The following is a 26,643-nucleotide window of genomic DNA, read 5'->3' as shown; positions in this document are numbered from 1 at the left end:
TCGAAGCTGTGAATGTGTTGTGCATAGCCCATTAATGCTGCTGGATGTTTTGCTCTTCACCGGGCGTCAGGGTTACATTGGTTTTATATTCATGACGGAAGTCGTTCCCGGGCTCAGCCCAAACCTGGAAGGGGGGTCGCTCCAAAGATGGAGACGCTGATCGATTACCTGCACAAGTGGGAAGCGCTGAAGCCGGACCAGACTCTCTTCCGCTTCGTCGACGTCGACGGGCGCGAACTCGAGCACTACACCTATCAGAGCTTCGCCGACCGCACCCGCGAACTGGCCGCCTACCTGTCCAAAGAGGCCGGCCTCAAAGCGGGCGAGCGCGCGTTGCTCGTCTACCCCCCCGGCCTGGAGATGATCGCGGCGCTGTATGCCTGCGCCCGAATCGGGGTGATCGCCGTCCCCGTCAGCCCACCGCTGCCCATGTCGTTCGAGTCCGGGCTGGCCAAGCTCAGTTTCATCGCGCGGGATTGCGGCGCCAAGGCCGTGCTGTCGACGAAGCAGTTCGAGTACGACTTCCGGCTGCTGCTCGGCCAGCGCCACGGTGGGCAGGCGTGGTCCGACGCCGCACTGCCGGAGCTGCCCTGGTTCGCCACCGACGGCGCCCAGGAATTCGGCGGCGCCCCGGTGGCGGACACGCCGGGGGACGTGCTCTTCCTGCAATACACCTCGGGCTCGACGAACGACCCCAAGGGCGTCATCGTCAGCCACGCCAACGTGATTGCCAACGGGTCCGCCTTCACCGGCGACGTGGTCCTGGCCTCGTGGCTTCCGCAGCATCACGACATGGGCCTGATCTCGGCCTACATGTTCATCCTGCTGCTGGGCGGGTCCACCCATGCGATGTCGCCGCTGGACTTCCTCGCGCGGCCCTCGTCCTGGCTTCGACTGATCAGCGACGTGCGCGCCACGCACACGCCGGGACCGAACTTCGCGCTCGAATACTGCCTGCGTGAAGACAAGCTGCCCGCGTCCGAGCTGGCCGGTGTCGACCTGAGCAGCCTCGAGTGCATCGTCGTGGGGGCAGAACCGTTGCGGGCCAACACCTTCGACCAATTCCGGAAGCGGTTCGCCGACTACGGCCTGCGGCCCGAGGCGCTGACCGGCGCCTACGGCATGGCCGAGTCCACCCTGATCGTCTCGATCCGGGGGCGCCAGACCATCACGGTGAACAAGCGCGGGCTGGAAAAGAATGTCGCGCGGGTCGAAAAGGCGTTGCCGGAGAACAGCAACCAGGTCCCGTTGGTCAGTTGCGGCAAGCCCATCGACGAAACCCTGGTTCGCATCGTCGATCCCGAATCGCGAACGGCGCTGGGCGAGGGCCGGGTCGGCGAAGTCTGGCTGGACGGGCCCTCCAAGGGCGGCGGCTACTGGAACCGCCCGGAGCTCACCGCGGAGATGTTCGGGGCCCGCATCGCCGGCGATGACCACCACACCTATCTGCGGACCGGCGATCTCGGCTTCCTCTACGAGGGTGAGCTGTTCGTCTGCGGCCGCAGCAAGGACCTGATCATCGTGCGCGGCGTCAACTGCTACCCCTCCGACGTCGAAGCCGTCGTCGAACGCTCCGCCGGCCAGGTCCGCAGCGGGTGCGTCGCCGCGCTGTCGGTCGAGCGCGACGAGCAGGAGGCGCTGGTCGTGGTCGCCGAGGTGCGAGACGAGCACAACCTGCCCGACGCGAAGGCCCTGGCCCGCGCGATCCGGCGGCACTGCCACATCGATCCGCACACCATCGTGTTCGCGCCGCCACGCAGCATCCCCAAGACGACCTCGGGCAAGATCCGGCGCGCGCGGACCCGCCAGCTGTGGCTGGACGGCACGCTGCCCGCGTTCACGAGTTGGGTCAACCCGGCGGCCACCCGGACCCGCGACGCCGTGGAGGTCGGTGCGGGCCCGCTGGAGCGCTTCCGCAATCTCATCGAGAGCTACGACCTCACCGGCGACGAGGACTGCTCGTTCGCCGACCTCGGCATCGATTCGCTGGCGCTGGCCGAACTCCGCACCGACCTGCAGGCCGTGCTCGAGGAGCACGGCGCGGGCGAGCTCGCCGACGAGGTCAACACGCGCCTGCTGCAGCGGCTGACGGTGGCCGAATTCTTCGGGCTGATGCGCCAATTCGGCGAGGGATCCGGCCAGCCGCTGGACGCCCTGCGCCGGGCGCTGGATCAGATCTCGGCCGACTACGAGGCCTACGAGACCGCGCAGATGCGTGCCGACGCCGCCCTGCCGCTGCCCGAGCTCGCGCCCGCGCGAGCGGGTGCGCCCACCGACATCCTGCTGACCGGCGCGACCGGGTTTTTGGGGCCGTTCCTGGTGGGCAGCCTGCTCAGCCGGACGTCGTACAACGTGCACGCGCTGGTGCGGGCCACCGACGCCGCGCACGGTTTGGACCGTATCGTCGCGTCGCTGCGCCGCGCCCAGCTCTGGACGCCGGCGCTCGAGGCGGAGGTCCGGGCGCGGGTGCGGGTGATCTGTGGCGATCTCGCCGAGCCCGCGCTGGGCATCGGGGAGGCGGCCTTCCAGCAACTCGCCGAGGACGTCGACGCCGTCGTGCACAACGGCGCGCTGGTCAACTACGTGCGGACCTACGACGCCCTGCGGCCCGCGAACGTGGAGGGCACCCGCGAGCTGTTGCGACTGGCGATGACCGCCCACCGCAAGACTTTCCACCTGGTCTCGAGCACGTTCATCTACGGCTGGAGCACCGAACCGGTGGTCGGGGAGTGGGACGCGAACGAGAAGATGGCCGGGCTGGACTTCGGCTACTCGCAAACCAAGTGGGTCGGCGAGCAGCTGGCGCTGGCCGCGCAGCGGAAGGGCCTCGACGTCCGCATCTACCGGCCGTCGCTGATCTCTCCGACCCGGGCGGGCTTCGGCAGCCAGGACGACATCCTGGTGCGCCTCACGGCATTCATGATCGAGCACGGTCTGGCCGTCAACGCGCTCAACCAGATCAGCCTGCTGCCGGCGGACCTCATCGCGGATCACATCGTCGCGCTGATGGACCTCCCAGCCGAGTCGGGCAGTGTCTTCAACTTAACGGCCGACGACTACTACAACCTGACCGACATCACCCGGATCTTGACCGAGCGCTACGGGTACCGCTTTGAGTACCACGACATCGAATCGTTCGCCGAGCAGCTGGACCGTCGGTGCACGCCGAACGACCAGATGTATCCGCTGGTCGACTTCCTCACCCGGTCGGCGGGCAAGATCGCGGCGATGCGCGACAAGCGCTACGACAACACCCAGTACCGTCACCGGCGGGGGCTGGCCACGGTCCGCCTGCGCGAGCCGGCGCTCACCGAGACGGTCGATCACCTCGTCCGGTTCTTGCGCAGCGAGCGTCTGATCACTGAAGTAGAGGACGAGGCCCAGCGCAGCGCCTAGCACGGAAAGGGGATGGCGACGATGTTCACCGTCGATGACATGGCAGCGGGCCCGCATGACGCCTCGCTCGATCACGAGCGCATCGTCCTGCAGGCGCGTGACGTCGACTTCGACTGGTCGACGCTGCCGTTCTACTACGTGCCGAACGAGCCCTTCACCACCCACTTCTGCAACGTGCTGCATCTGCTGTTGCCGGCGGGTGAGGAGTTCATCGTCGACGCGTTCAAGGACACCCTGCCGCTGATCAAAGACGATCAATTGCGGCGCGATGTGCAGGGATTCGTCAGCCAGGAGGCCATGCACTCCCAGGCGCACGCGGGGGTGCTCGGGCACTTCGCGGCCAACGACATCGACGTCACGCCGTTCACCGACCAGATGCGCTGGCTGTTCACCCAACTCATCGGTGACCGGCCGCACTGGAGCCGGCGTCGCCGGCAGAGCTGGTTGCTCGAACGGGTCTCGATGGTGGCGGCGCTCGAGCACTACACCGCGATCCTGGGCGAATGGATTCTGGACACCCCTCAGCACGATGCCCTGGGCACCGATCCGGTGATGCTGGACTTGCTGCGCTGGCACGGCGCCGAGGAGGTCGAGCACAAGGCCGTCGCGTTCGACACCATGAAGCACCTGCGCGCCGGGTATTGGCGGCAGGTGCGCACCCAGCTGCTCGTGACGCCCGCGTTGCTGTGGCTGTTCATCCGCGGCGTGCGGTTCATGTATTCGGTCGACCCGTACCTGCCGCCGGGGACCAAACCGCGCTGGCGCGACTACTTCCGCGCGGCCCGAAGGGGCTTGGTGCCCGGGCCATTCCAGTTCCTGCGGGTCATCGGCGCCTACTACACGCCGAGTTTCCATCCGTCCCAGCTGGGCGGGGTCGGTCGCGCGGTCGACTATTTGGCCCGCTCACCCGCCGCCCGCGCGTCGCACTGAACACGGGAGCGTTCGGGATGACTCAGTCCAGCACAGTGATCGCCTCAGACGGGGTTTCGCTGGCCGTCCACGCCTACACGGAGATCGACCCACGGCGGCCCACCGTTCTGGCGATCCACGGCTATCCGGACAACCACCACGTGTGGGACGGTGTCGCAGGCGAACTCGCCGGCCGGTTCAACGTCGTGGCGTATGACGTGCGCGGGTCTGGCGACTCCTCCAAACCGGCACGGCGAACAGATTATGTTCTGCCGCAGCTGGTTTCCGATGTCGGCGCGGTGATCGACAGCCTCGGGGTTGGCCAGGTCCACCTGTTGGCCCACGACTGGGGTTCGATCCAGGGCTGGGCGGCGGTCACCGACGATACGGTGATGGCCAAGGTCGCCTCGTTCACGTCGATCTCCGGGCCGCACCTGAACTATGCCGGCAGGTTCCTACGGTCCCCGCGCACACCGCGCGCCGTCTTCGACGTCGTCAAGCAGGCCCTCGCGTCGTCGTACATCTGGTTCTTCCTGTGCCCGGTTGTGCCGGAGCTGGCAATCCGCTCGCGCGCCACGGGGAAAGTCTTTGCCGCGGTGGAACGTATCGGCCGCAGCCGCGGCAGCGACCGGCAGCGGGCGGCGGCGACCCGGTCGATCGACGACTACCTCAACGGCCTCAACCTGTACCGGGCGAACATGCCGGCGCCGTTCTTCGTGCCCATGAAGCAGTTGCCGCAGACACGGGTGCCGGTGCAGGTGCTCGTCGCCCGGCGGGATTATTTCGTATCGCCCGCCCTGCAACGGTTTACCGGCTCCATTCCGGACGGCGGCAGGATCGTCCCGATCGAGGGTGGCCATTGGGTGGTCACCTCGCATCCCGACGTCATCGCCGGATTCACCGGCGAGTGGGTCAACCTGACATCGGAGCCCGCGGGCCGTCACGGCATGGGGCAGGCGTGAGGATGGCTGTGACACGGGCTATTTGGGACAGCATTCCGGCCGACCTCTACGGCCGACGCAAACGCGACCGGATGTACACCGCGTTGTACGGCGTCGGCACGCTGTTCGGCGGCATGGCGTCGGCGTCGCGGTGGACGCCTTCACGGGTCCAGCCCGTGCGGCGGACCACGACCGCGGTGATCACCAAACGTGAGGAGCCGGCGCCCGATGTGGTTGCGTTGACGCTGGCCGACCCGGACGGCGGATTGCTGCCATCCTGGACGCCCGGCGCGCACATCGACGTCCGGCTCCCGTCGGGACGCCGCCGGCAGTACTCGCTGTGTGGTGCGCCCGGGCGGCGCACCGACTATCGCATCGCCGTGCGCCGCATTCCCGACGGCGGCGGTGGTTCGATCGAAATGCACGACACCTTGCACGTAGGGGACTCGATCGAGTTCGAAGGCCCCCGCAACGCGTTTTATCTCGTCACCGACGAGCACGAGGTGTTGTTCGTGATCGGCGGCATCGGGGTCACGCCCATTCTGCCCATGATCCAGACCGCGCAGCAGCACGGAATCGATTGGCGCGCCGTGTATGCCGGGCGCAGCCGCGATTACATGCCGCTGCTCGACGAAGTGGTTGCGGTCGCGCCGGACCGCGTCACAGTCTGGGCCGACGACGAGCGCGGCCGGATCCCCACCGCGGCGGACCTGCTCGCCGACGCCGGCCCAACCACCGCCGTCTACGTGTGTGGCCCGACCGCGCTGCTCGAATCGGTGCGCATCGCGCGCGACGAACACGCGAACGCGCCGTTGCACTACGAACGTTTCGGACCGCCGCCGGTGATCGACGGCGTCCCGTTCGAACTGGAACTCGCGCGTTCGCAGCGGGTGCTCACCGTGCCGTCCAACCGGTCGGCGCTGGACGTGATGCTCGACCGCGACTCGACGACGGCCTACTCCTGCCAGCAGGGCTTCTGCGGCACCTGCAAGGTGAAAGTCCTTGCCGGACAGGTTGATCGACGGGGGAGCGCCGCCGAGGGCGACGACGAGATGCTGGTCTGCGTGTCCCGGGCCAAAAACGGGCGCGTGGTCATCGACGCCTGAGCTCTTCCTAATGCATCGGTGTCGCAACGGTTTTCGCCAGTCGGCGCCGCGCAATCGGGGCCGCGCTCATCAAAACCAACACGCATACATTGTCATTCGACCCTCAGGTTCCTGACGATGCATCCCGCGGCCCCTTGACGGGATCGGTAACCGATCGCGTGGGCTACTGGTGTGCGGTGATCTCGGCGTACAGGACCGGTGCCACCCATCGGCGCAGGTAGTCGCGCAGTGCTGCGCCGCGGCGGGGCGGGCGGCCTGGGTCGATCGTGAAGGACTGCAGGATACGGAGCATGTATTCGACTAGGTCGTCGAGGTCTGCGTCCCGCAGTCCCAGGTCTGCCCAGTCGACGTCGAGGCCAGCGAGGATGGCGTGGCCGAACTGGACACATGCGTCCGACGTGATCCGGGTGGAGGCTTTGGTGAAGTCGGTTGCGAGCATCACCTGGATGGAGCGATCCTCGGGTAGCCATTCCAGGGTGTAGGCCAGGCTTTCCACCAGGGCCTCAATGGGATCGGTGATGCCAGCCAGGTGCTCGGCCAAGGGCTCGAGGAACCGCAAGCCCGAGCGGGTCGCCGCCGCTTCGCGCAGCGCGCCCGAACCGGGGAAGTAGTTGTAGACGGTTTGGCGCGACACCCCCAGCGCCCGGGCGACGTCGGCGATACGCATATCGGCGCCGCGCGCCTCGATGGCATCGTCGGCGGCATCGAGGATGCGGTCGATGGCTTCTTCGTCGCTGGCCGGCGTGGCGCCGCCCCACCCATGAGTCCGCACCGGGCCCCTCCTACCCCGGACTCATTGGCGTCAGCATCGCCGACGGACGGGAATGTAGGGATGAGTGCGCAGTCATCGGATAATTTTCTCGGTGCTCGTTCGCTGGTGTCAAACGTGGCTCACGGGATAAGCAGCACTTTGGTGCATTCGGGGCTGCGCGCGGCGACCAGCTCGTAGGCCTGCGGTGCGTCCTCAAGGTGATGGCGTTGGGTGATGATGCCCGAGGTGTCTAGACGCCCAGCCATGATCAACGGCAGCAATTCGCGCCACGCGCTTTGCACCGCCGCCATCGACGTCCGCAAAGTGATCGACTTGTAGACCGCCTGCAACATCGGGAACGGGTAGGGCTGTGCGTCGTGGATGCCGACGACCGAGATGGTGCCACCGGCTCGCACCGCACCGACGGCAGAGTCCAGGGACGCGTCGGTGGCGACGGCGTCGATCACCGCATCGACACCGCGGCCCCGGGTTGCCTCCGCAACAGCGGCCGCGACGTCGGGACCGCCGATCGCCGTCGCCCCGCACGATGCCGCCCTGGCTCGCCTGCCCTCAACCGGGTCGTAGGCCAATACTGTTGCGGCACCTAACTGCAGCGCGCACCGCACCGCGCATTGACCGACCGCGCCTAATCCCAGCACTAATACCGTAGCCCCCGCGCCGACGTCACCCCGTCGCGCCGCCGTCCACGCGGTGGCCAGATTATCGGCCAGCAACACCGCCGCCTCGTCGCTGATGCTTGCAGGGACGGGCAGCAGCGTGGCATCAGCGACGGGCACCGCGAGCAGCTCGGCCTGGGCACCGGCGAGTTCACCGCCGAAGCCGAACAGCGACGCGCCCGTATCGCAGGTGGCGGGGTCGCCCACGGCGCAGCCGTGGCAGTGCCCGCAACCGGTGATGCAGGAGACCACTACCCGATCGCCCACGCTGACGCGGCGGACCGCGTCACCAACCTCCACGACGACGCCGACGGCTTCATGCCCGATGCTCAAGCCGTCGATCGATGGCAGATCACCATCGTAGAAGTGCAGGTCCGATCCGCAGATCCCGGTGGTCTCCACGGCGACGATCACACCTTGCGGGCCAGGCAATGTCGGATTGGGGCGGTCGGCAACGTGCACCGTCCCCTTGCTGTCCATGATCACCGCACGCACACCAACCTCCTGGTTCACGTCGTTCGCACTAAGTTCCCGGCTCGGCCAAATACTACTTGAGAGACTAGACGCAATTAATAAAGTGTCCAGCCAGGTATGCCGAGTTATTCGCATCGGCATTGACTGGACAGTATTGACTTTGTGTCCAGCCGATCGTTAGGCTCGTTCTCGTACTGAGGCCGGCAGACCGGAATCGCCCGTGATGCCCGCGCCCTGTGGCGTGGCGCAAATTCGAGGCACCGCCACGTCGACCAATGGCTGACAGGAGGCGCGACATCACCTCACTCGAAATCCGCAAGGTGCGCTTTGATTTCGATGGCGAGATCCCCTTCATCTGGAATCCACGCAATCCAACGTTCTCGGTGTTCACCAACGCGGTCTCAATCATCGCGATCGCCTTCGAGAAACTCATCGTGACTGCGACGCGCGAAGCAATCCCCCTGATCACCGATGCTGAGGCGAAATCGGAGGCCGAGGCGTTCCTACGCCAAGAAGCCCAGCACGCCAACGCACACCGTCAACACGTGCACGCGCTGGCCCGCCGCCATCCAGGCCTGGAACAAACCCTGGCTGACACGGTCCGGTGCTTCGATCGGCTCACCGATAGCGCGCCGCTGGATTTCCGGCTCGCCTACACCGCCAACCTGGAAGCGACGTTCACCCCGTATTTCAAACTCCTGCTGGACAATGAGGCCACCCTGTTCGCGCCCGGTGACGAGCGGGTGGCATCACTGTTTCTGTGGCACTTCGTCGAAGAAGTCGAACACCGCAGCTCCGCGCTGGTGGTCTACGACTCGCTCATCCGCAGCCGTACACGGAGGGTACGGGCCTTGCCCGCCATCCTCAGGCACATGAATGAGGCCTTCATGATCGTCGTGGACGGATTCAACACCCACGTGCCTGAGGCCGACCGCATCATCGACGCGCGCCGGGCGCTGCCCGCCATGTCATTGTCCGCCCGGCGCCGGCCCCGCCCCGCACCACCTGCGCTCGGACACCTGTCGACTCGGCAGAAGGGCGTCGCCCTGCTACGCATCCTCGAGTCGCAATCCCCGTGGCACAACCCGACACATCAACCGCTCCCACTGTTCGCCGACCGCTGGTTTCACCGCTACGAGGTCGGCGCCGACATCGCACACTGGTACACCGCAACGGCCGGAGCGCAGTAGATGCCGGTTCCGCCTCGCTTGCCCGCCCGATTAGGGCCCGATCACAATGTCTGAGATCTGTATTCCCGAGGTAGCACGGCTGGCCGGCAAACTTGGCTTTTCCTGCGCCAACTCACCGCCAATGATCCATCTTCGCAATCCTGTCGAACTGGCGAACTGGACGCTGCCGCTGCTGGAATGCACCATCACCGCCGGCGCCATCGCATCGTTGATCGTCGCCATCAAAGTGCAACGCACGCAGGGGGATCCAACCCGGCTGGTGCTCTGGTTCAGCGGCATCATCTACCTGCTGGTGATCGAACCGCCGATCTATTTCCCGCGCGTGTTCGGCTTGGAGAACCAACTGGGAATCGTGTTCGTGCACAACGTTTTCACCGTCGATTTGATGTTCGACCGGCTGCCGCTCTACATCATCGCTCTTTACCCGGCCCTGCTCACCCTCGCCTACGACATCGTGCGGAGCCTCGGCATCTTCGCTCGCCACGGTGCATTGATCGGCGCGGTGTGCGTCGGCTTCGTGCACAGCTGTTTCTATGAGGTGTTCGACCACATCGGCCCGCAACTCAAGTGGTGGGTATGGAATTCCGAAAACCGCTCCACCGCACCGTCATTGGGCGTGGTGCCGCTGACCAGCATCGCATTGTTCTCTGCGCTGGCCCCGATCGTGGTCGCGTTCCTCGTCCAGCGGTGGGTAGTCGAGCCGGTCGCCGAAGGCAAGCAACTCGGAGTCGGGACGCTGGCGGCCCGCGCCGTCGCGGTCGGCGTGCTGACGACTGTGGCACTCGGTGTGCTCGGTATTCCCGCCTGGCTGCTTGGGAATGCTCCCCTGGCCGAAGCGGTGGTCTACTTGCTGGCGACCGCGGCGGTGGGGGTCGTCGGCGGGTTCACCGTCGTCCGCGCGTGGCCGTGGGCGCGCCGCGAGGGGACCACCTGCGACACCACCTATGCCATGGTGTTCGGCGCGGCGTTTCTGGCTGTCATGGCGATCAGCTGGGTCAGTGGACTGCGCGACTACTTCGCTGCGGTGGGGCGCGTCACCGCCTCGGGTACCGCGACCGGCGTTCTTCCTTATGCCGCAGTGTGTTTCGTGATGGCCGCGCTGCTGGTGACCGCCATGTTCAGGCTGCGACCGAGGGCCACCCCCCCTGCGGATCAGCGCGGCGAGGTGCTCAACAGAAGGACAGTGCCATGAGTCAACGTTTAGACGTCGAGGTCGCGATCATCGGCGCGGGTCCCGGGGGAATCGCGGCGGCCCACCAGCTGCGCCGGCGCGGCATCAACGATTTGGTGATTCTGGAACGCGGCGGCGATTTCGGCGGTACCTGGCGCGACAACCACTATCCCGGCCTGGCCGTCGATATTCCGATCTTTTGGTATGAGTTGTCCTTTGCGCGTAACCGCCGTTGGAGTCGCCTGTTCGCGCCGGGCCCCGAGATTTACCGGTATCTGACCGACACCGCCCGCGGCTGTGGCCTCTACCCGTTTCTTCGGCCGGACAGCGAGGTCATGCGTCAGCTGTGGGACGACGACGCCGGGCGGTGGCGGCTGGCGATCCGCGACGGCACGGAGGTCACGGCACGGTTCGTGATCAGTTCGGTGGGAGGCTACGTCAACGCCAAGGCCAGCACCGGCATCGATGGCATCGCCGAGTTCGGTGGGACCGTGCTGCGGCCCAACGCGTGGGACGACGACTACGACATCACCGACAAGAAGGTCGCCGTGATCGGCACCGGATCCAGCGGCGCCCAGATCGTCTCGGCGCTGTCGGGCAAGGTCACCCAGCTCGATGTATACCAGCGCACCCCGAACTGGATCCTGCCCAAACCCGACGTCGAGATCACCCCGCGCCTGCGCGCAGTGTTGGGATTGCCCGGTCTCATGGCGGTGATCCACCATGCCGGGCGGCTGGCGTTCGACCTGTTCATGCTCGTGCCGGTCGTGCATGTGATGTCGCGGCTGCCCGACACCGCGCTGGTTGTGCTGATGCGCAGCTACGACGCGTGGTCGCGGCTGTGGTTTCGCGCCCTGTTGCGCGCGGTCGTCCACGACAAGTCAACCCGGCGCAAACTGCTTCCCCGCCACGGCATTCTAGCCAAGCGGCCCATCATCTCCAGCAGCTACCTGCCGGCGTTCAACGAGCCCACAACCCACCTGATCACCACCCCTATAGATCGGGTCACCCGCAACGGAGTCCGAACCGTCGACGGCGTCGAGCATCAGACTGATCTGATCGTCACGGCCACCGGCTACGAGCTGTGGACCGATCCCGAAACGTACCGGCCGGACACGATCCTGGGCACTGACGGTTTCGACCTGGCCGAGGACTACCGAGTGCGCGGATTGCGCAGTTACGCCGGCACCGCGCACCCCCGACTGCCCAATCGGTGGGAGATCGTCGGGCCGTTGGGATTCGTCGGTGTCGGCTGGACCGACTTCGTGGAGATGATGGCCGAGCACGCGGTGCGTGTCATTGACGAGACCCGCCGCGCGGGCGCCGATGTCGTGGTCGCGGTGACACCGGAGGCGTTCGAGGCCTACCACTCGCGGATGCAAACCACCGGAAGGACTGCGCACCTTTATTTCACTCGCTGCAACGAAGGCATTAACACCTATTTCGTCAATTCCCAAGGCGATACGGTTTATCACCGGCCCCAAACGATCGTCGGGGCACGGCGGCTGGCCCGCCGATCCCCGCATGGTGACTACCGATTCACTTCCCGCCCCTCCGGGGCTCAGCGCGACGTCGCAATGATGCGGGCGCGGTCCTCATGAGTTCATTGCGTGCTGTCGCGGGCACGGTGCGTGATTCGGGGTCCATGATCGGACGCGGCGTGCTGCGAGATCTGCGGCGCGCCAAGGTGCGTCACGCCGGTGCGCAGGTGCCACGGACCGACTTCGATCCCACCCACCCCGACGCCATTGCCGACCCGTGGGCTCAGCTGGGCCGGCTGCGCGCGCAGCGGGTGGCGGTAAACGAACGGTTGAACGTGTGGATGCTTTCACGCTATGACGACATTGTCGCTGCTGCGCGCGCCCACGACACGCTGTCGTCGGCCTCGGGCATCTTGTTGCGGTCGATGCCCATGCCCGGTGTGGTGAGCACCGACGAACCCGATCACAGCCGGTTGCGGAGGATCACCGCACCGTCATTCACCCCGGGCGCAGTGCGCCAACTCGAGGACACCTTGGGGGAGATTACTCAGCCCGGAGTCGAGGCGCTGTTGGGCCGCGAGACAGTCGATGTGGTTCCTGCGTTGGCGGTGCCGCTGCCAGTGGCCGCGATCGCGCTGATCTTAGGTGTCGATGAGACCCGGCGCAGTGAATTCCAAAGGTATTCCGAGGATTTCCGGTCTGTGTTCGCAGTGAGCTCGTTGTCCGAGGTGACTACCTCGGTCGGCCGGGCACTACCGGGGATGCTGGCGATGCGTGCGCTGATTCACGACGAACTCGACCGGCGCACCCGGATGCGCACCGAGGATGTATTCGGGCGGGTACGCATCGCCCTCGACGAGGGTGACATGTCGATGCTGGAAGCGTTGAGCACGGCATTAATCCTGTTGGTGGCCGGCAGCGAGACCACTACCAACCTGCTCGGGATCTTGCTGATGCGCTTGGCCCGCGACCCAGATCTCTACGACCGGTTACGCGAGAACCGGGACCTTATTGGTGCGGCGACCGAGGAAGCGCTGCGGTGGGGCTGCCCGGTGCAGTGGGTCGGGAGAACCACCCTGGCGCCCTACACGGTCGGCGATATCACCATCCCCGAACGCTCGCGCGTGGTGCTGTTCTATGCCGGCGCCAACCATGACCCCGACCGTTTCGACCAACCCGAGGACTTCGACATCGATCGTGGCGGTGTTGGCCACGTGACCTTTGGCCACGGCGCGCACTTCTGTATGGGCGCGCACCTGGCCCGCCTGGAAGTGCGTGTGGTACTGAATCAGATCCTCGACGAAATCGAGCGGATGGAACTGGCCGGACCCGTCACGTGGACTACCACCCCGTCGCTGTCCGGACCCACATCGGTGCCGATACGGGTTGTGAGATGAGGCGTGTGACGCCGGTAGGAACCTGAATCACTCAGTGGTAGAAAACATATCCCGACTACTCATTCATGGTCAGCCCCATGTTCGGCATAGACGCCCTACGCGGTTTCGTGAATTAGCGAGGAGTCCAACAGTGAACCGACTCAACGGAAAAGTCATCGCCATCACCGGCGCCGGCCGCGGACAAGGCCGGAGCCACGCCGTTCACGCGGCCGACGAAGGTGCCGACGTCATCGCCCTTGACGTCTGCGCCGACATCGAAACCGCCGAATACCCGATGGCCACCCCCGCCGACCTGGACGAGACCAAAGATCTCGTCGAAAAGTCCGGCCGCCGTGCAGTGACTGCCCAAGTCGACGTCCGCGACCGCGCCGCACTCAAGAAAGCCTTCGACGACGCCGTGGCTGAACTCGGCGGCCTCGACGTCGTCGTGGCCAACGCCGCCATCATGCCCCTGGGAGAACACATCCCCCCGCAAGGATTCATCGACGCCTTCGACGTCGACTTCATCGGCGTAGTCAACACCATCCACGTTGGCTTCCCACACCTGCATCCAGGCGCATCGGTGATCGTCACCGGCTCCATCGCTGGGCTGGTGCCGCAGACCGGCCTCCACGGCGCCACGCTCAAAGGTCCAGGCGGGGCCGCCTACGCCCTATCCAAGACCATGATCAGGGACTACACCAAAGCACTCGCCCTCACCCTCGGACCGCACCGCATCCGGGTCAACGCCGTACACCCCACCAACGTCGACACCCACATGCTGCACAACGACAACACCTACAAAACGTTTCGTCCTGACCTGGCCAACCCGACCCGCTCCGACGCCGAAGTCACCTTCCCCTTCATGCAAGCCATCCCCGTCCCCTACGTCGACCCCGCCGACATCTCCCACGCCGTGATCTACCTGGCATCCGACGAATCCCGCTATGTCACCGGCCAGCAACTGTTCATCGACGCCGGAGCAGGCCTCAAGATGGGGCTTTGAAAGCACGCGGGATCGCCACGGTCGTTTTCGGCGCGGCGGCCCTGTTGCTCGTCTTGTTGTATGTGTTTGCCACAGAGGCAAATTCACGCATCCCCGGTGACAGCCTCGTGGCGTGGTCGGTGCTGCTGATCGTGCCCGCCCTCGCCGTGGTGTTGGTGGTCAAACCGGTCGTGGATGCCCACTTCGCCGTGGTGGAGGTGGCGACGGTGATCGCCACGATGCCCGGGCGGCGTGCGCCGCGAGTGTTGCGGCGTCGCTGTCGAGGGCACCCCGAGTCGTCGCCAAATCTGAGTAGTCTTACGGATCCCCGCCAAGGGTGCGCCGTCGCAGGCTTATTGGCATGACCGTTCCCAACAGCATGTCAAAAACCACCGCCGCCTTCTTCGTTCAGGCCGCCGTCGCCTTCGCGATCAGCTTTCTCACCGCGCTGGCCGGGATTTACTTTCTTCCCCTTGACGCGTGGCAGCGACTGTTCCTCGGCATCACCTTCCTCTTTTTGGTGTCGAGCGCGTTCACGCTGGCCAAGGTCATTCGCGACCAGCAGGAAGCCGCAACCGTGCGGGTCCGACTCGACGAAGCCCGCATCGAGAGGCTGCTGGCCGACTACGACCCACTCAACACCGCGAGCTGAGTAGTACTACTCAGCCCCAACGCGTAGAACCGCTCAGGCTCACAGCCGCGCGGTCGGCAATGCTTCTTTCATCGCACGACTTCGGCTCCGCCGCAACGCTTTCATCCCGATTCACAGAAGGACACCCATGTCAACTCTCGCCAGATTTCCCGACGTCGCCGAGGTGGCCGCGCGCACGCCGGCCGACCGTGATCGCGTCCTGGACGTCATCCGCATCACCTCCCTGATCGGTGTGGTGCTCGGCCATACCGTGATGGCCATCAGCGTCATCGAAAACCATGTCCTGATCTGGGACAACCTGCTCACCACCTCGATGTTGTTCCAGGCGGCGACCTGGCTGCTTCAGATCATGCCGCTGTTCTTCTTCGCCGGCGCCGCGGCCTGCCTGTCCTCCTGGTCCCCGGGCACCAACTGGGGAGACTGGCTGATGAAACGCTGCACCAGGCTGTTCCGGCCGGTGTTCTACTACCTGGCGTTCTGGGCGGTCGCGCTGACCGTGCTGTATCGGGCTCTGCCCCAACACATTTACGAGCCGATTGCCGGCGTCAGCACGCAGCTGCTGTGGTTCCTGGGCGCCTACGTCCTGGTGCTGGCCGCCATGCCGATGCTGTATCGCATCACCACGGCGCGGCGCCTCGCCGCGGGCGTGGCAGCGGTCTACGGGGCGATCGCGCTGATCGACGTCATAAGGCTGCATTCGCCGGCGATGATGCCGCTGGGCTACCTCAACTTGTGCGTCTGGCTCATTCCGGCCATGTTCGGCGTCGCCTACCGCCGCCGGCTGCTCGACGGCCGCGCCGCGCTAACCGTGGCCGGCGTCTTCTTCGCCGTGGACATCGCACTGGTGCGCTGGGGGCCGTACCAGATCAGCATGGTCGGCACCGGGGATCACCACCTTTCCAACACCAGCCCGCCGTCGTTGCTCTTGGCCGGGCACGCAATCATCTTGAGCGCCTTGGCCATCGCGGCCGCACCGGCGATCGCGCGCTGGGCGCAGCGACCGCGGGTGTGGTGGTGGACCGCGATCGGCAACTCCGGAGCAATGACCCTCTACCTGTGGCACATGCCGGTGCTGCTGGGCGTGCACCTGCTCTTCGATTACCTTGGCTCCCCGCGGTTTCCGGGCCAGCCGGATTTCCTCGCCGTCAGCGTCGCGCAGGTGCTCATCGTGGTCCTCGCCGTGGCCGTGCTGTTCGTCGCGTTGCGGCCGCTCGAAAACAACCCGCTGGCCGGCTGGGACGGCGCCGGGACCGTCACCTCGCGCGGGCGGGGCGCGGTCGTCGGCGCGCTGCTGTGCGTGGCCGGTGTCGCGATCCTGGCCGCGATCAGGTGGGGCCTCAAGGACGACGGGCTGGTGTGCATGGCCGTGGTCGTGGCCGCACTCGTCGCCGCGCGGGCGGTGGCCCACGAGACCGGCGGGGCACCCCGCTAACAGCGGGTCACGGTTCGGAGTCCAGGCCATGCTCGATCGCGTAGCGCGCCAATTCCACCCGGTTCGCGACCTGAAGCTTACGGAATGTCGCCTGCACATGGTTTTCGACCGTGCGGTGGCTCAACGACAGCTTCATGGCGATCTGCTTGGCGGACAGCCCTTTTGCGACGTACCGCAACACCTCTGTCTCGCGTTCGGTCAGGCTGGGACGGGCGGGGCCGTCGTCCTTGCTCTGCGCGATGCGCCGGTATTCACCCAGCACCAGTCCGGCCAGCCCCGGGGTGAACACGGCCCGGCCCGCGGCCGTCGCCGTCACAGCCTGTGCCAGTTCGGATTTCGAGGCGCTCTTGACCAGGTATCCCGTCGCACCGGCTTTGACGGCTTCCAAGACGTCCTCACGTTCGTCGGAGGCCGACAGCACCAGCACCCGCGTCGACGGCGACGCCGCGAGCACCGCCGCGGTGGCCTGTGCGCCGTTCCCGTCGGGCAGCTGCATATCCATCACCACCACGTCGGGTTTGACCACGGCCGCCCGCCGCCCCGCGGCGGCCACCCCGTCGGCCGTGGCCACCACGGTGAATCCGCCCTCGGCCAGGTCGCGCGCGACCGCATCACGCCAGATCGGATGGTCGTCGACCACCATCACCGTCGCCGGCGCCGCATCCTCAGCCACGACGTCCCTCCCCGCGGGGCACGCACAACTCCCACTCGGTGCCCTCGCCGGGGCCGCTGCGCAGTTGCGCGGTGCCGCCGAGCGACGCCAGCCGCCCGACGATCGATTGGGAGACGCCCAGGCGTCCCTGACGCGCCGCCTCCTCGAGTCGACCGGCCGCAATGCCCACGCCGTCGTCGCGGACACTGACCACGACGGAATCGCCGAGGTCCTCCACGAGTACGTACGCGCGTGCCTCCGGTCCCGCATGGGCACCGACGTTGTCCAGGGCATTGCCCACCGCGGCGTCGAGCTCCGTCCCTATCCGGCGTCCCAACAACACCGGAGTCGCCGGCAGGCTGATCGACACCCGGTCGGACGCCCGGCATCGCAGCAGCGTGCGCAGATCCATCGTGGCGCCGTCGGCATCGGGATCGATATCGGTGCATGCCGCCCATCGACGCAGCGCTCGTTCTTGCTCGCTCGCCAGGTCGGCGAGTTCCGCTGTGGCGCCGCCGATTTCATGGCCCTTCTTGGCGACCAGCGCCAGCACCTGGATGGCGCCGTCGTGCACCTCGCGGGACAGCCGCTCGCGTTCCTGCACCGCGGCGCTCAACTGGGCGGCCCGTTGCAGTTCGGCGTGCGCGCGGCGCGCGGTCTGCGCGGCCATGCCGATCGCCATGCCGATGGCCAGCTCGATGATGACGGTGGCGTTGTGCCCCAGGTTGAGGGCGAGGTAGTCCTTGACGGCGAAATTGGTGGCCATCACCGCCAGGCCCGTCAGCATCCCGCCACCGGGGCCGAACTGGATCGCGGCGGAAATCGTGGGATTGCTCGCCCACAACGTCGTCGGCCAGGTCTGGTTCTCGGCCGCCCAGTGCGGCGTCGCGACGACGGTGTTCGACCACATGAGCAACACCGCGATCGCGATCTCGGCCAGCACCCAGGACGGTCGTCGCCCGAACCCCCGCAGGTAGGCGACGGCGCACGCCGCGCTCCAGCCGATCAGCACAGTGAACAGGACCCAACCGAGCGCGGGCCGGCGCAGATCGGGATTGATCGCGATTTGAAACCCGGCGGCATACACGCAACTCAGCAACCGAAAAACCTGCGCCGCGCGCCACAGCGGCGTCGTGGGATCGGGGCCGTGATTCGCCATCGTGGTCAGCATAAATGCGGACGGTCCCCAGCGGGTCGCCCACGCCGAAAAGACGTGGGCTGCAGTGCCTTACCCGCGGTCGTCGGCGGGACGGACGCGCTGGTGCGCCGTCAGGAGCAAATGGTCGAATTCCGACTGGGTATTGAGCGGCAAGCCCGCGCCGCGGAAGTCCTCGGCGATCTGCTCGGCGAGCGTGCGCAGCTTGACATTCGCCTCCTGCGAGAGCCATCGGAGCAACTCGAAGGCCGCGCTGTCGCTGAGGCCGTAGATCAGCATCAGCATGCCCTTGGCGCGTTCGATGCCCGCCCGATTCTCGCTGATCTGAGCGAGTTTTGCGCTGACCGCGTCCTCGTGCACCTGCCCGTTCGATGCGGAGACGTCGATGTAGAACCCGTGCGTCCCGATCACGTCGCCGTCGTCGTTGTAGAGCCGATCGCCGACCACGACGACGTGGCGTACGTTTCCGCCGGTGTCGATGATCCGGTGCCGGGTGCTGAACGCCTGGCGGGTGTTCACGATCTGATCGATGGTGGCCGCGACCTGCCCGCGGTCATCGGGGTGTTTGTGCGAGAGCACCAAATCGGTGGTGGGCACGACGGTGCCCGGCTCGTAGCCGTGCATCCGCTGCACCTGTTCCGACCATTCCCACCGCTGATCGGTGAAGTGGAACCGAAACCAGCCCGCGGGTTGCGCGTTGCCGCCGGACAACGCCTGCTCGACGCTGGCCGTTTCGCCGTTGAGTTCCCATGTCGATTCCACCGTGGCTCCTCGCTCACTGCCGTGGCGGGCGGCGGCCGCGAGGCCGGCACGCGAGCGCGTGCGCCTGCGGCCGCCGCCCGGTCCGTCGCCCGGTCAGGCGTTGATGACCTCGCGCTGGGTGGCGCCCTCTGCGACGGCGCGGTGCCCGTCGCCGCGGCCGACGGCGATCTTGCGGGGCTTGGCCTTCTCGGCCACCGGGATGTGCAGACTCAGGACACCTTCGGAATAGGAGGCCTGGATCTTGTCGGTGTCGAGGTTTTCGCCGAGCACCAGCTGGCGGCTGAACACGCCGCGCGGGCGCTCGGTGGCCAGCATCTCGCGGTTGGGGTCGAGGGCCGGGCGTTCGGCGCGCACGGTCACGACATTGCGCTCGATGTCGATGTCCAGCGAGTCGGCATCGATGCCGGGCAGGTCGAACTCGACGACGAACTCCTCGCCCTGGCGCCAGGCGTCCATCGGCATCACTGCAGGCCGGGCGGCCGTGCCGAGCACCTGGTGGGCAAAGCGGTCGAGCTCACGGAAGGGATCTGAACGCATCAGCATGGTTGTCACCTCTCACTCCGATCTACGCTGTGGTCCGACAAATTTCCTGTGTCTGACGACATAGATTCGGTATAGCATTGTCGACATATTCATGCAAGTGTGCTAAACAGATTTTTTGAATGAATCAGCTGAGGGGATGTGCGATGGTCGAACATCGCGGCGAGGCCGGGGCTCCGGCGTCCGGCCACGGCGTGTACGGAATCTCGGTGGCCGCCGAACTGTCCGGGATTCCGGTGCAATCGTTGCGGCTCTACGAACGCTACGGGCTGCTCATGCCCGCGAGAAGTCAAGGGGGAACGCGCCGTTACAGCGCCGACGACCTCGCGCGGCTCCGCCGCATCAGCGGTCTGGTCGAGGCCGGCGTCAACCTGGCCGGCATCGCTCGCATCCTCGAACTCGAAGACGACAACGAGACGTTGGCGGCCGCCAACACCGACCTGCGGTCCACCAACCGCACGTTGCGAGAAGCGGCGAAGGCGGCCAAGCCCGCCGAGTCCCGGGACCGGGAGGGCACGCGGCGGTGAGCTGATCGCCGATTGCGCCGGGCGGCGCCGGGTACTCGACCCCCTATGCCTTCAAGGAGAAGCGATGGGTGAGTTGACGGAAACCGGCGCCCAGGTGGTGGACGGTGCACGCAAGGAGGCGGACGCCTACCGCGGCGACAATCCCCGCCCGCTGGGGGGCTACCTGGCGGTGTTGGTGGTCTACGGCCTCGTCGTGACGGCGGCGGTAATCGCCGCGGTGGTCAGCGGGCGCACGTTGCCGTCGCGCTGGCGGATTCAGGACCTGATCATCCTCACGCTGGGCACCCACAAGCTCTCGCGAACGTTGACCAAAGACGCGGTGACCAGTCCGCTGCGCGCCCCGTTCACGCATTACGCGGGCACCGGCGGGCCGGCCGAGGTCCAGGAAGAGGTCCGCGAGCACAGCGAGCTTCGGCACAGCCTGGGCGAGTTGCTGACCTGCCCGTTCTGCCTGGACATGTGGGTCGCCACCGGATTCGCCATCGGTCTGGTGTTCGTACCCCGGTTCACCCGGCTGATCGCGGGCGTCTTCAGCGCGTTGGCCGGGGCGGATTTCCTTCAGCTCGCCTACGCGATGGCCCAGCAGTCCGCCGAAGGCTGACGATCAGCTGGTCTTGGGCATCGGGATGCCCTCGCTGGCCGTGAATTGCGCGTCGTCCTCAGAGGACAACCCGATGGAGACGACGGAGCGGTTGAACAGCACGTCGGTCAGGTAGGCCAGCGAGACCGCCCATCGGTTGACGCCGCGCGGAATCGCGTACAGGTGGTAGGACCTCGTGACGAGTTTGGCCGGCAGCCCGGACAACTGGATGTTCAGCGGGTTGGCCACCGCGTAGCGGGGCCCGAGATCGACCACCAGACCCAGGTTGCGGTGCTTGTATTGCTTGGGGCTGCCGTAACCGAGGCTGGCGGCGACGTTGCGGGCCAGCACCTTGCCCTGCCGGGTGGCGTGCTGGGCGGTCGGCGGCGTGATCTGGCCGGGCTGGGTGAGGTCGGGAACCGCGGCCGCATCGCCGGCGGCGAACACCTCCGGGTGACCGGGCACCTGCAGATCGGGCTGCACCGTGATCCGGCCTTTCTCGGTCGGCAGCCCCAGGTCTTGGATCAGCGGGGCGCCGGTCACCCCCGTCACCCAGGCGATCGTGTGCGTGTCGATGCGTGAATCGTCGCTCAGCACAACGTGATCGGCGTGCGCTTGCTTGAGCGTGACGCCGAGCCGGACGTCGATACCGCGCTTGCGCAACACTTTCATCGCGGCCTCGCCGAGCTTCTTGCCCACCTCGGGCATCACCTGCTCCGCCAGGTCCAGGAGCAGGAATCGCACTTCGGCGGGGTTGAAGCCCATCTGTTTGGCCGCCGCGTCGGCCAGCGCCCGCAGCTGCGCCACCAACTCGGTGCCCGAGTAGGACGCGCCGACCACTACCACGGTGCGCCGGGCGGCGGCCACCTGCGGATCGTCCTCGATGTTGGCCAGCTCCAGCTGCTCGACGAAGTGGTCGCGCAGGTAGAGCGCCTCGGCGGTGGTCTTCAACCCGCGCGCATGCCTCGCGAGGCCCGGGACGTCGAACAACCGCGTCACCGACCCCGGCGTGAGCACCAGCCGGTCCCAGGACATGGAATGGCTGCGTTCCTCGGGATCGCAATACGTCAGCGTCTGTTGCGCGAAGTCCACCCCGTCGACGCGGCCGCGCACCGCGTGCACGCCCCGCAACGAATTAGCCAGTGGGACAGCGACAAACCGGGCGTCGACCACCCCGCCCGCCACGTCGGGCAGCAACGGTGTGTACAGCATGTAGTCGACCGGAGAAATGATCGTGATGTCCACGGGCGCGTGCCGCCGGCGCAGAATCCGGGCCAGACGGCGGGCGCAGGTGAATCCGGTGAAGCCGCTTCCCACGATCACAATGGAGGTCACCGACCCGAGTGTAGGCGGACTTCGGTGGTGAGGAGTGTCCCGCGCCGCCCCGGGACCGACGACGGCTTGAAAACGACTGTTCGACAAGGGAATCCAAGGGGACAGGCCGGGCAAAAACGGCCCAGGGCGTCCTCCCGCTCGGATGCCGCCGCCTACGCTGTCGTCCGGGCGTTTCGTTATCGTGCCTTGCGCTTCGTTGAATGGCTCATAGACTTCTGGTGAGCGTTGGTATGCGCACGCTTTGCGTGCCATCGCGACGCCTATCAGGAAGGGCTCTGCGGGCCACGAACGGTTCCGGGGGTGATGTGATGCGAGACGGCAGCGCCACGATTGCCAATCATTTGGTGGAGCTGGTGGCCAATCTGGAGCGTGAACATAGCGGCACCGCGGCCGGCCTGCACGAACTGCTCGACGACGGGGTCCAGCACGTCACCGGCGCCCAGTACGCGGGGATCACCCTGGCCGAGAAGGGCGCTTCGGTCAGCAGTGTGGTCGCCACGCATCGCTACCCGATGGTGCTGGACGCCATCCAGGACACCTCCGGCGAGGGGCCTTGCCTGGCCGCGGCCTGGGAGCACCACATCATGCAGATCACGGACCTGAGCGCCGAACGGCGCTGGTTGCGCTACCGCCGCATGGCGCTCGAGCAGACCCCGATCCGCTCCATCCTGTCGTTCGAGTTGTTCATCGACGGCGGCAGCATGGCGGCGCTGAATTTCTATGCCGACCACCCGCACGCGTTCAGCGAGGAGTCGGTGGAGATCGGCACGGTGTTCGCCACGCACATTGCCCTCGCGTGGTCGATGATGCGCCGCAACGATCAGTTCCGCAGCGCCCTGGCCTCGCGCGACATCATCGGGCAGGCGAAGGGGGTCATCATGGAGCGCTTCGGTATCGACGCCGTTGAGGCGTTCCAGTTGCTCACCCGGGTCTCGCAACAATCCAACATCAAGCTGATCGAGATCGCGCGGGCGCTGATCGAGAGCGAGCATCCGCTCAAGCACCGCGCGCACTGACCACGACGGGCGCCGGCGCCGTCGTTTCGTCGGGTGGCAGACGGGTATGCGCCCTTTCCATGAAGGCTGTCACGTGGCACGGCAAGCGCGATGTCAGGGTGGAGTCGGTGCCCGACCCGAAGATCGAGCAGCCCACCGATGCCATCGTCGAGGTGACATCGACCAACATCTGCGGGTCGGACCTGCACCTCTACGAGATCCTCGGGGCCTTCATGAAGCCGGGGGACATCCTCGGCCACGAACCGATGGGCATCGTGCGGGAGGTCGGCACCCAGACGGGCGACCTTCGGGTGGGGGACCGGGTCGTCATCCCCTTCCAAATCTCTTGCGGCAGTTGCTACATGTGCGGCCAGCAGCTCTACACCCAGTGCGAGACCACCCAGGTGCGCGACCAGGGCATGGGGGCGGCGCTGTTCGGCTATTCGGAGCTCTACGGCGAAGTCCCCGGCGGGCAAGCGGAGCTGCTGCGCGTCCCCCAGGCCCAGTTCACCCACATCAAAGTCCCTGTGGGACCGCCCGATTCGCGGTTCGTCTATCTGTCCGACGTGCTTCCCACCGCGTGGCAGGCGGTGGCTTACGCCGACATCCCGGAGGGCGGCACGGTCACCGTGCTCGGACTGGGCCCCATCGGGGACATGGCGGCCCGCATCGCCGATCACCTGGGTTACCGCGTCATCGCCGTCGACCTGGTCCCGGAGCGGCTGGGCCGCGCGGCGCAACGCGGCATTCACACCATCGATGTGGGCCGGCTCGACTCCTCGCTCGGTGACGCGATCCGTGACCTGACCGACGGGCGTGGATCCGACTCCGTGATCGAAGCGGTGGGCATGGAGGCGCACGGCTCGCCGACCGCCAAATTGGCGCAGCAGGCCACCGGGCTGTTGCCGGACGCGCTGGCCAAGCGGCTCATGCAAACGGCCGGCGTGGACCGGCTGTCCGCCCTGTACTCGGCCATCGACATCGTGCGGCGCGGCGGCACGATCTCGCTGATCGGCGTGTACGGCGGCATGGCGGACCCGCTGCCGATGCTCACCCTGTTCGACAAGCAGGTCACCCTGCGGATGGGGCAGGCCAACGTCAAGCGCTGGGTCGACGACATCATGCCGCTGCTGACCGACGACGACCCGCTCGGCGTCGACACGTTTGCCACCCACGTGCTTCCGCTCGATGAGGCGCCGCACGCGTACGAGATCTTCCAGAAGAAGCAGGACGGAGCGGTGAAGGTCATCCTCAATCCGTGATCGGCTATGCCACAAGGCTTTCCGTGTAGTGACGCCGCCCCGGCGAGCGGCCCGGGAGTTTGACCGGCGCTTTCGCCGGGTATTGGATGCGCCATGACTCCAGCAGAGGCCGCAGACGCCGGCGCCCCCACACCCACCGGCGAGGTGTGGCCCGGCAGGGCCTACCCCCTGGGCGCGACCTACGACGGCGCGGGCACCAATTTCGCGCTGTTCAGCGAGGTGGCCGAGCGGGTGGAGCTGTGCCTGTTCGACGCCGAGGGCACCGAGAGCCGCATCACCCTGCCCGAGGTCGACGGCTTCATCTGGCACGCCTACATCCCCAACATCGAACCCGGCCAGCGCTACGGCTACCGCGTGCACGGTCCGTACGACCCGCAGGCGGGGCACCGATGCAACCCGAACAAGCTGCTGGTGGATCCGTACTCCAAGGCCATCGACGGCTCGTTCGAGTGGAATCAATCGCTCTTCAGCTACAACTTCGGCGACCCCGACAGCCGCAACGACGACGACTCGGCGGCCAGCATGCCCAAGTCGGTCGTGATCAGCCCCTACTTCGACTGGGGAAACGACCGCCCACCGGACCGCCACTACGCCGACACCGTCATCTACGAGGCACACGTCAAGGGCCTGACCCAGACCCACCCGGACATCCCCGAACAGCTGCGCGGCACCTACGCCGCGGTGGCCCACCCGGTGATCATCGACCACCTCAAGGATCTCGGCATCACGGCCATCGAATTGATGCCGGTGCACCACTTCGCCAACGACTCCACGCTGGTCGACAAGGGCCTGTCCAACTACTGGGGCTACAACACGATCGGTTTCTTCGCGCCCGACTTCAAGTACTCCAGCGCGACCACACCGGGCGGCCAGGTGCAGGAGTTCAAGGCCATGGTGCGCTCGCTGCATGAAGCCGGCATCGAGGTCATCCTTGACGTGGTCTACAACCACACGGCCGAGGGAAACCACCTGGGGCCGACATTGTCGATGCGCGGCATCGACAACGCCGCCTACTACCGGCTGGTTGACGACGACAAGCAGTACTACATGGACTACACCGGCACGGGTAACAGCCTCAACGTCGGGCATCCGCACGCGCTGCAGCTCATCATGGATTCCCTGCGCTACTGGGTGACCGAGATGCACGTCGACGGCTTCCGCTTCGACCTGGCCTCGACGTTGGCCCGCGAGTTCTACGACGTCGACCGGCTGTCGACGTTTTTCGAACTCGTGCAACAGGATCCGACCGTCAGCCAGGTCAAGCTGATCGCCGAACCGTGGGACGTCGGGCCGGGCGGCTATCAGGTGGGCAACTTCCCGCCGCAGTGGACGGAATGGAACGGCAAGTACCGCGACACCGTCCGCGACTTCTGGCGCGGCGAGCCCGCCACCCTCGACGAATTCGCCTACCGGCTGTCCGGTTCCGCAGACCTCTACGAGCACACCGCGCGGCGACCGGTGGCGTCGATCAACTTCGTCATCGCCCACGACGGGTTCACGCTGCGGGACCTGGTGTCCTACAACGAGAAGCACAACGAGGCCAACGGCGAGGACAACAACGACGGCGAAAGCCACAACCGGTCCTGGAACTGCGGCGCCGAAGGCCCCACCGACGACGAGGCCGTCAAGGCGCTACGCGCCCGGCAGCAGCGCAACTTCCTGACCACCCTGCTGTTGTCGCAGGGCGTTCCGATGATCTGCCACGGCGACGAACTCGGCCGCACCCAGAACGGCAACAACAACGGCTACTGCCAGGACAACGAGCTCACCTGGATCGACTGGGCCAACGCCGACGCGGGCCTGCTGGAGTTCACCCGCACGGTGTCGGCGCTGCGTGCCGAGCATCCGGTGTTCCGGCGGCGCCGGTTCTTTTCCGGAAAGCCGGTGGGCCGCCGCGGCCAGGGCGGGCTGCCCGACATCGCCTGGTTCACTCCCGACGGCACGGAGATGAGCGACGAGGACTGGGGCGCGGGCTTCGCCAAGTCCGTCGCGGTGTTCCTCAACGGCCACGGCATCCCCGGCCGCGACGAGCGGGGCCAACGGGTGCTGGACGATTCGTTCCTGCTGTGCTTCAACGCCCACCACGAACCGATCGAATTCACCCTTCCGCCAAAGGAATTCGGTGCCGCCTGGCAGGTGGTGGTGTACACCGGGCCCGACGAGACCACCCCCGCCGACGAGGTGCCCGGCGGAGGCACCCTCAACGTGGAAGCCCACACCGCCGTGGTGCTGCAGGGACTCCCGTCGAGCTAGTCCCCGACGACCGCCCCGTTCCCCCGATCGGGTGAATCGC

24 protein-coding genes and 1 pseudogene are annotated in these 26,643 nt (G+C 66.6%); 17 read left to right on the top strand and 8 right to left on the bottom strand.

All coding sequences use genetic code 11. The annotated features are described in order from the left end of the window. Positions 1-147 precede the first annotated feature (147 nt). Genes OCU_RS44225 through OCU_RS44210 form a run of 4 tightly spaced genes read left to right on the top strand, consistent with a single transcriptional unit; the run spans position 148 to position 6,352 of the window. Positions 148-3,396, top strand: coding sequence for a thioester reductase domain-containing protein (locus OCU_RS44225; protein ID WP_014380890.1), 3,249 nt, complete (start codon positions 148-150; stop codon positions 3,394-3,396). Between the two features lie 21 nt (positions 3,397-3,417). After that, positions 3,418-4,326 carry a metal-dependent hydrolase gene (locus OCU_RS44220; protein WP_008259582.1) on the top strand — a complete coding sequence of 303 codons (909 nt, stop codon included), beginning with the start codon at positions 3,418-3,420 and terminating at the stop codon, positions 4,324-4,326. 17 nt (positions 4,327-4,343) lie between these two features. Continuing rightward, positions 4,344-5,267 (top strand): alpha/beta fold hydrolase, encoded by a 924-nt coding sequence (locus OCU_RS44215; RefSeq protein ID WP_041787096.1) that lies wholly within the window; start codon positions 4,344-4,346, stop codon positions 5,265-5,267. 2 nt (positions 5,268-5,269) lie between these two features. Then, positions 5,270-6,352 (top strand): PDR/VanB family oxidoreductase, encoded by a 1,083-nt coding sequence (locus OCU_RS44210; RefSeq protein ID WP_014380887.1) that lies wholly within the window; start codon positions 5,270-5,272, stop codon positions 6,350-6,352. Between the two features lie 163 nt (positions 6,353-6,515). On the opposite strand, the gene OCU_RS44205 is transcribed toward OCU_RS44210, so the two are convergent. Beyond that, positions 6,516-7,124 carry a TetR/AcrR family transcriptional regulator gene (locus tag OCU_RS44205; RefSeq protein WP_014380886.1) on the bottom strand — a complete coding sequence of 203 codons (609 nt, stop codon included), beginning with the start codon at positions 7,122-7,124 and terminating at the stop codon, positions 6,516-6,518. Positions 7,125-7,243: 119 nt separating this feature from the next. Next, complete coding sequence (locus OCU_RS44200) at positions 7,244-8,275, bottom strand: zinc-binding dehydrogenase (protein ID WP_041787213.1); 1,032 nt, start codon at positions 8,273-8,275, stop codon at positions 7,244-7,246. Positions 8,276-8,550: 275 nt separating this feature from the next. Between OCU_RS44200 and OCU_RS44195 the strand changes: the two genes are divergently transcribed. Then, entirely contained in the window at positions 8,551-9,444 is an 894-nt protein-coding gene (locus OCU_RS44195) for a metal-dependent hydrolase (RefSeq protein ID WP_036459783.1), read from the top strand. A gap of 30 nt (positions 9,445-9,474) precedes the next feature. Here OCU_RS44195 and OCU_RS51160 read toward each other — a convergent pair whose 3' ends face one another. Then, the gene (locus tag OCU_RS51160; RefSeq protein WP_148278281.1) at positions 9,475-9,666 is read right to left on the bottom strand and encodes a hypothetical protein; all 192 of its coding nucleotides are present in this window, start codon (positions 9,664-9,666) and stop codon (positions 9,475-9,477) included. On the opposite strand from OCU_RS51160, the gene OCU_RS44190 reads away from it, so the two are divergent. The 7 genes and pseudogenes from OCU_RS44190 to OCU_RS44160 all read left to right on the top strand — a co-directional run bounded on the left by OCU_RS44190 (position 9,653) and on the right by OCU_RS44160 (position 16,585). Next, on the top strand, positions 9,653-10,636 hold the full coding sequence (locus OCU_RS44190; protein WP_148278280.1) for a hypothetical protein: 984 nt from the start codon (positions 9,653-9,655) through the stop codon (positions 10,634-10,636). The genes OCU_RS51160 and OCU_RS44190 overlap by 14 nt on opposite strands. Then, positions 10,633-12,216 (top strand): flavin-containing monooxygenase, encoded by a 1,584-nt coding sequence (locus OCU_RS44185; protein ID WP_014380882.1) that lies wholly within the window; start codon positions 10,633-10,635, stop codon positions 12,214-12,216. The genes OCU_RS44190 and OCU_RS44185 overlap by 4 nt, the downstream gene beginning before the upstream one ends. Then, positions 12,213-13,493, top strand: a complete 1,281-nt coding sequence (locus OCU_RS44180) for a cytochrome P450 (RefSeq protein WP_014380881.1) — start codon at positions 12,213-12,215, stop codon at positions 13,491-13,493. The genes OCU_RS44185 and OCU_RS44180 overlap by 4 nt, the downstream gene beginning before the upstream one ends. Before the next feature lie 130 nt (positions 13,494-13,623). Then, positions 13,624-14,478 carry a mycofactocin-coupled SDR family oxidoreductase gene (locus OCU_RS44175; RefSeq protein ID WP_014380880.1) on the top strand — a complete coding sequence of 285 codons (855 nt, stop codon included), beginning with the start codon at positions 13,624-13,626 and terminating at the stop codon, positions 14,476-14,478. Continuing rightward, complete coding sequence (locus OCU_RS44170; RefSeq protein WP_014380879.1) at positions 14,475-14,822, top strand: hypothetical protein; 348 nt, start codon at positions 14,475-14,477, stop codon at positions 14,820-14,822. The genes OCU_RS44175 and OCU_RS44170 overlap by 4 nt, the downstream gene beginning before the upstream one ends. Continuing rightward, positions 14,819-15,109, top strand: coding sequence for a YiaA/YiaB family inner membrane protein (locus OCU_RS44165; RefSeq protein ID WP_009952929.1), 291 nt, complete (start codon positions 14,819-14,821; stop codon positions 15,107-15,109). The genes OCU_RS44170 and OCU_RS44165 overlap by 4 nt, the downstream gene beginning before the upstream one ends. 127 nt (positions 15,110-15,236) lie before the next feature. Beyond that, positions 15,237-16,585: pseudogene (locus tag OCU_RS44160) on the top strand (acyltransferase family protein). Here OCU_RS44160 and OCU_RS44155 read toward each other — a convergent pair. The 4 genes from OCU_RS44155 to OCU_RS44140 all read right to left on the bottom strand — a co-directional run bounded on the left by OCU_RS44155 (position 16,549) and on the right by OCU_RS44140 (position 19,654). Next, positions 16,549-17,214 carry a response regulator gene (locus OCU_RS44155; RefSeq protein ID WP_014380877.1) on the bottom strand — a complete coding sequence of 222 codons (666 nt, stop codon included), beginning with the start codon at positions 17,212-17,214 and terminating at the stop codon, positions 16,549-16,551. The pseudogene OCU_RS44160 and the gene OCU_RS44155 sit on opposite strands and share 37 nt — an antisense overlap. Then, positions 17,207-18,364 (bottom strand): MacS family sensor histidine kinase, encoded by a 1,158-nt coding sequence (gene macS / locus OCU_RS44150; RefSeq protein ID WP_009952934.1) that lies wholly within the window; start codon positions 18,362-18,364, stop codon positions 17,207-17,209. The genes OCU_RS44155 and macS overlap by 8 nt, the downstream gene beginning before the upstream one ends. Before the next feature lie 57 nt (positions 18,365-18,421). Next, a complete protein-coding gene (locus tag OCU_RS44145; protein WP_014380876.1) occupies positions 18,422-19,111 on the bottom strand; it encodes a PAS and ANTAR domain-containing protein in 690 nt (229 codons plus the stop codon). 93 nt (positions 19,112-19,204) lie between these two features. Beyond that, the gene (locus OCU_RS44140) at positions 19,205-19,654 is read right to left on the bottom strand and encodes an Hsp20/alpha crystallin family protein (RefSeq protein WP_014380875.1); all 450 of its coding nucleotides are present in this window, start codon (positions 19,652-19,654) and stop codon (positions 19,205-19,207) included. Positions 19,655-19,797: 143 nt separating this feature from the next. Between OCU_RS44140 and OCU_RS44135 the strand changes: the two genes are divergently transcribed. Together OCU_RS44135 and OCU_RS44130 are read left to right on the top strand one after the other, a co-directional pair. Further along, positions 19,798-20,178, top strand: a complete 381-nt coding sequence (locus OCU_RS44135) for a MerR family transcriptional regulator (protein ID WP_009954053.1) — start codon at positions 19,798-19,800, stop codon at positions 20,176-20,178. Positions 20,179-20,242: 64 nt separating this feature from the next. Beyond that, positions 20,243-20,779: a DUF1360 domain-containing protein gene (locus OCU_RS44130; protein WP_009954052.1), complete on the top strand. Its 537-nt coding sequence runs from the start codon at positions 20,243-20,245 to the stop codon at positions 20,777-20,779. Positions 20,780-20,782: 3 nt separating this feature from the next. Here OCU_RS44130 and OCU_RS44125 read toward each other — a convergent pair whose 3' ends face one another. Beyond that, entirely contained in the window at positions 20,783-22,093 is a 1,311-nt protein-coding gene (locus OCU_RS44125) for an NAD(P)/FAD-dependent oxidoreductase (RefSeq protein ID WP_009954051.1), read from the bottom strand. A 308-nt stretch (positions 22,094-22,401) separates the two neighbouring features. Between OCU_RS44125 and OCU_RS44120 the strand changes: the two genes are divergently transcribed. From OCU_RS44120 to glgX, 3 genes are all read left to right on the top strand, one after another. Continuing rightward, positions 22,402-23,109 (top strand): GAF and ANTAR domain-containing protein, encoded by a 708-nt coding sequence (locus tag OCU_RS44120; RefSeq protein WP_026071237.1) that lies wholly within the window; start codon positions 22,402-22,404, stop codon positions 23,107-23,109. 59 nt (positions 23,110-23,168) lie between these two features. After that, entirely contained in the window at positions 23,169-24,350 is a 1,182-nt protein-coding gene (locus OCU_RS44115) for a zinc-dependent alcohol dehydrogenase (RefSeq protein ID WP_009954047.1), read from the top strand. Positions 24,351-24,443: 93 nt separating this feature from the next. After that, positions 24,444-26,603: a glycogen debranching protein GlgX gene (gene glgX, locus OCU_RS44110; RefSeq protein WP_009954046.1), complete on the top strand. Its 2,160-nt coding sequence runs from the start codon at positions 24,444-24,446 to the stop codon at positions 26,601-26,603. The last annotated feature ends 40 nt before the right edge of the window (positions 26,604-26,643 follow it).

It is taken from the genome of Mycobacterium intracellulare ATCC 13950 (assembly GCF_000277125.1).
Lineage (GTDB): Bacteria > Actinomycetota > Actinomycetes > Mycobacteriales > Mycobacteriaceae > Mycobacterium > Mycobacterium intracellulare.
This window is presented reverse-complemented; position numbering and strand designations above follow the sequence as displayed.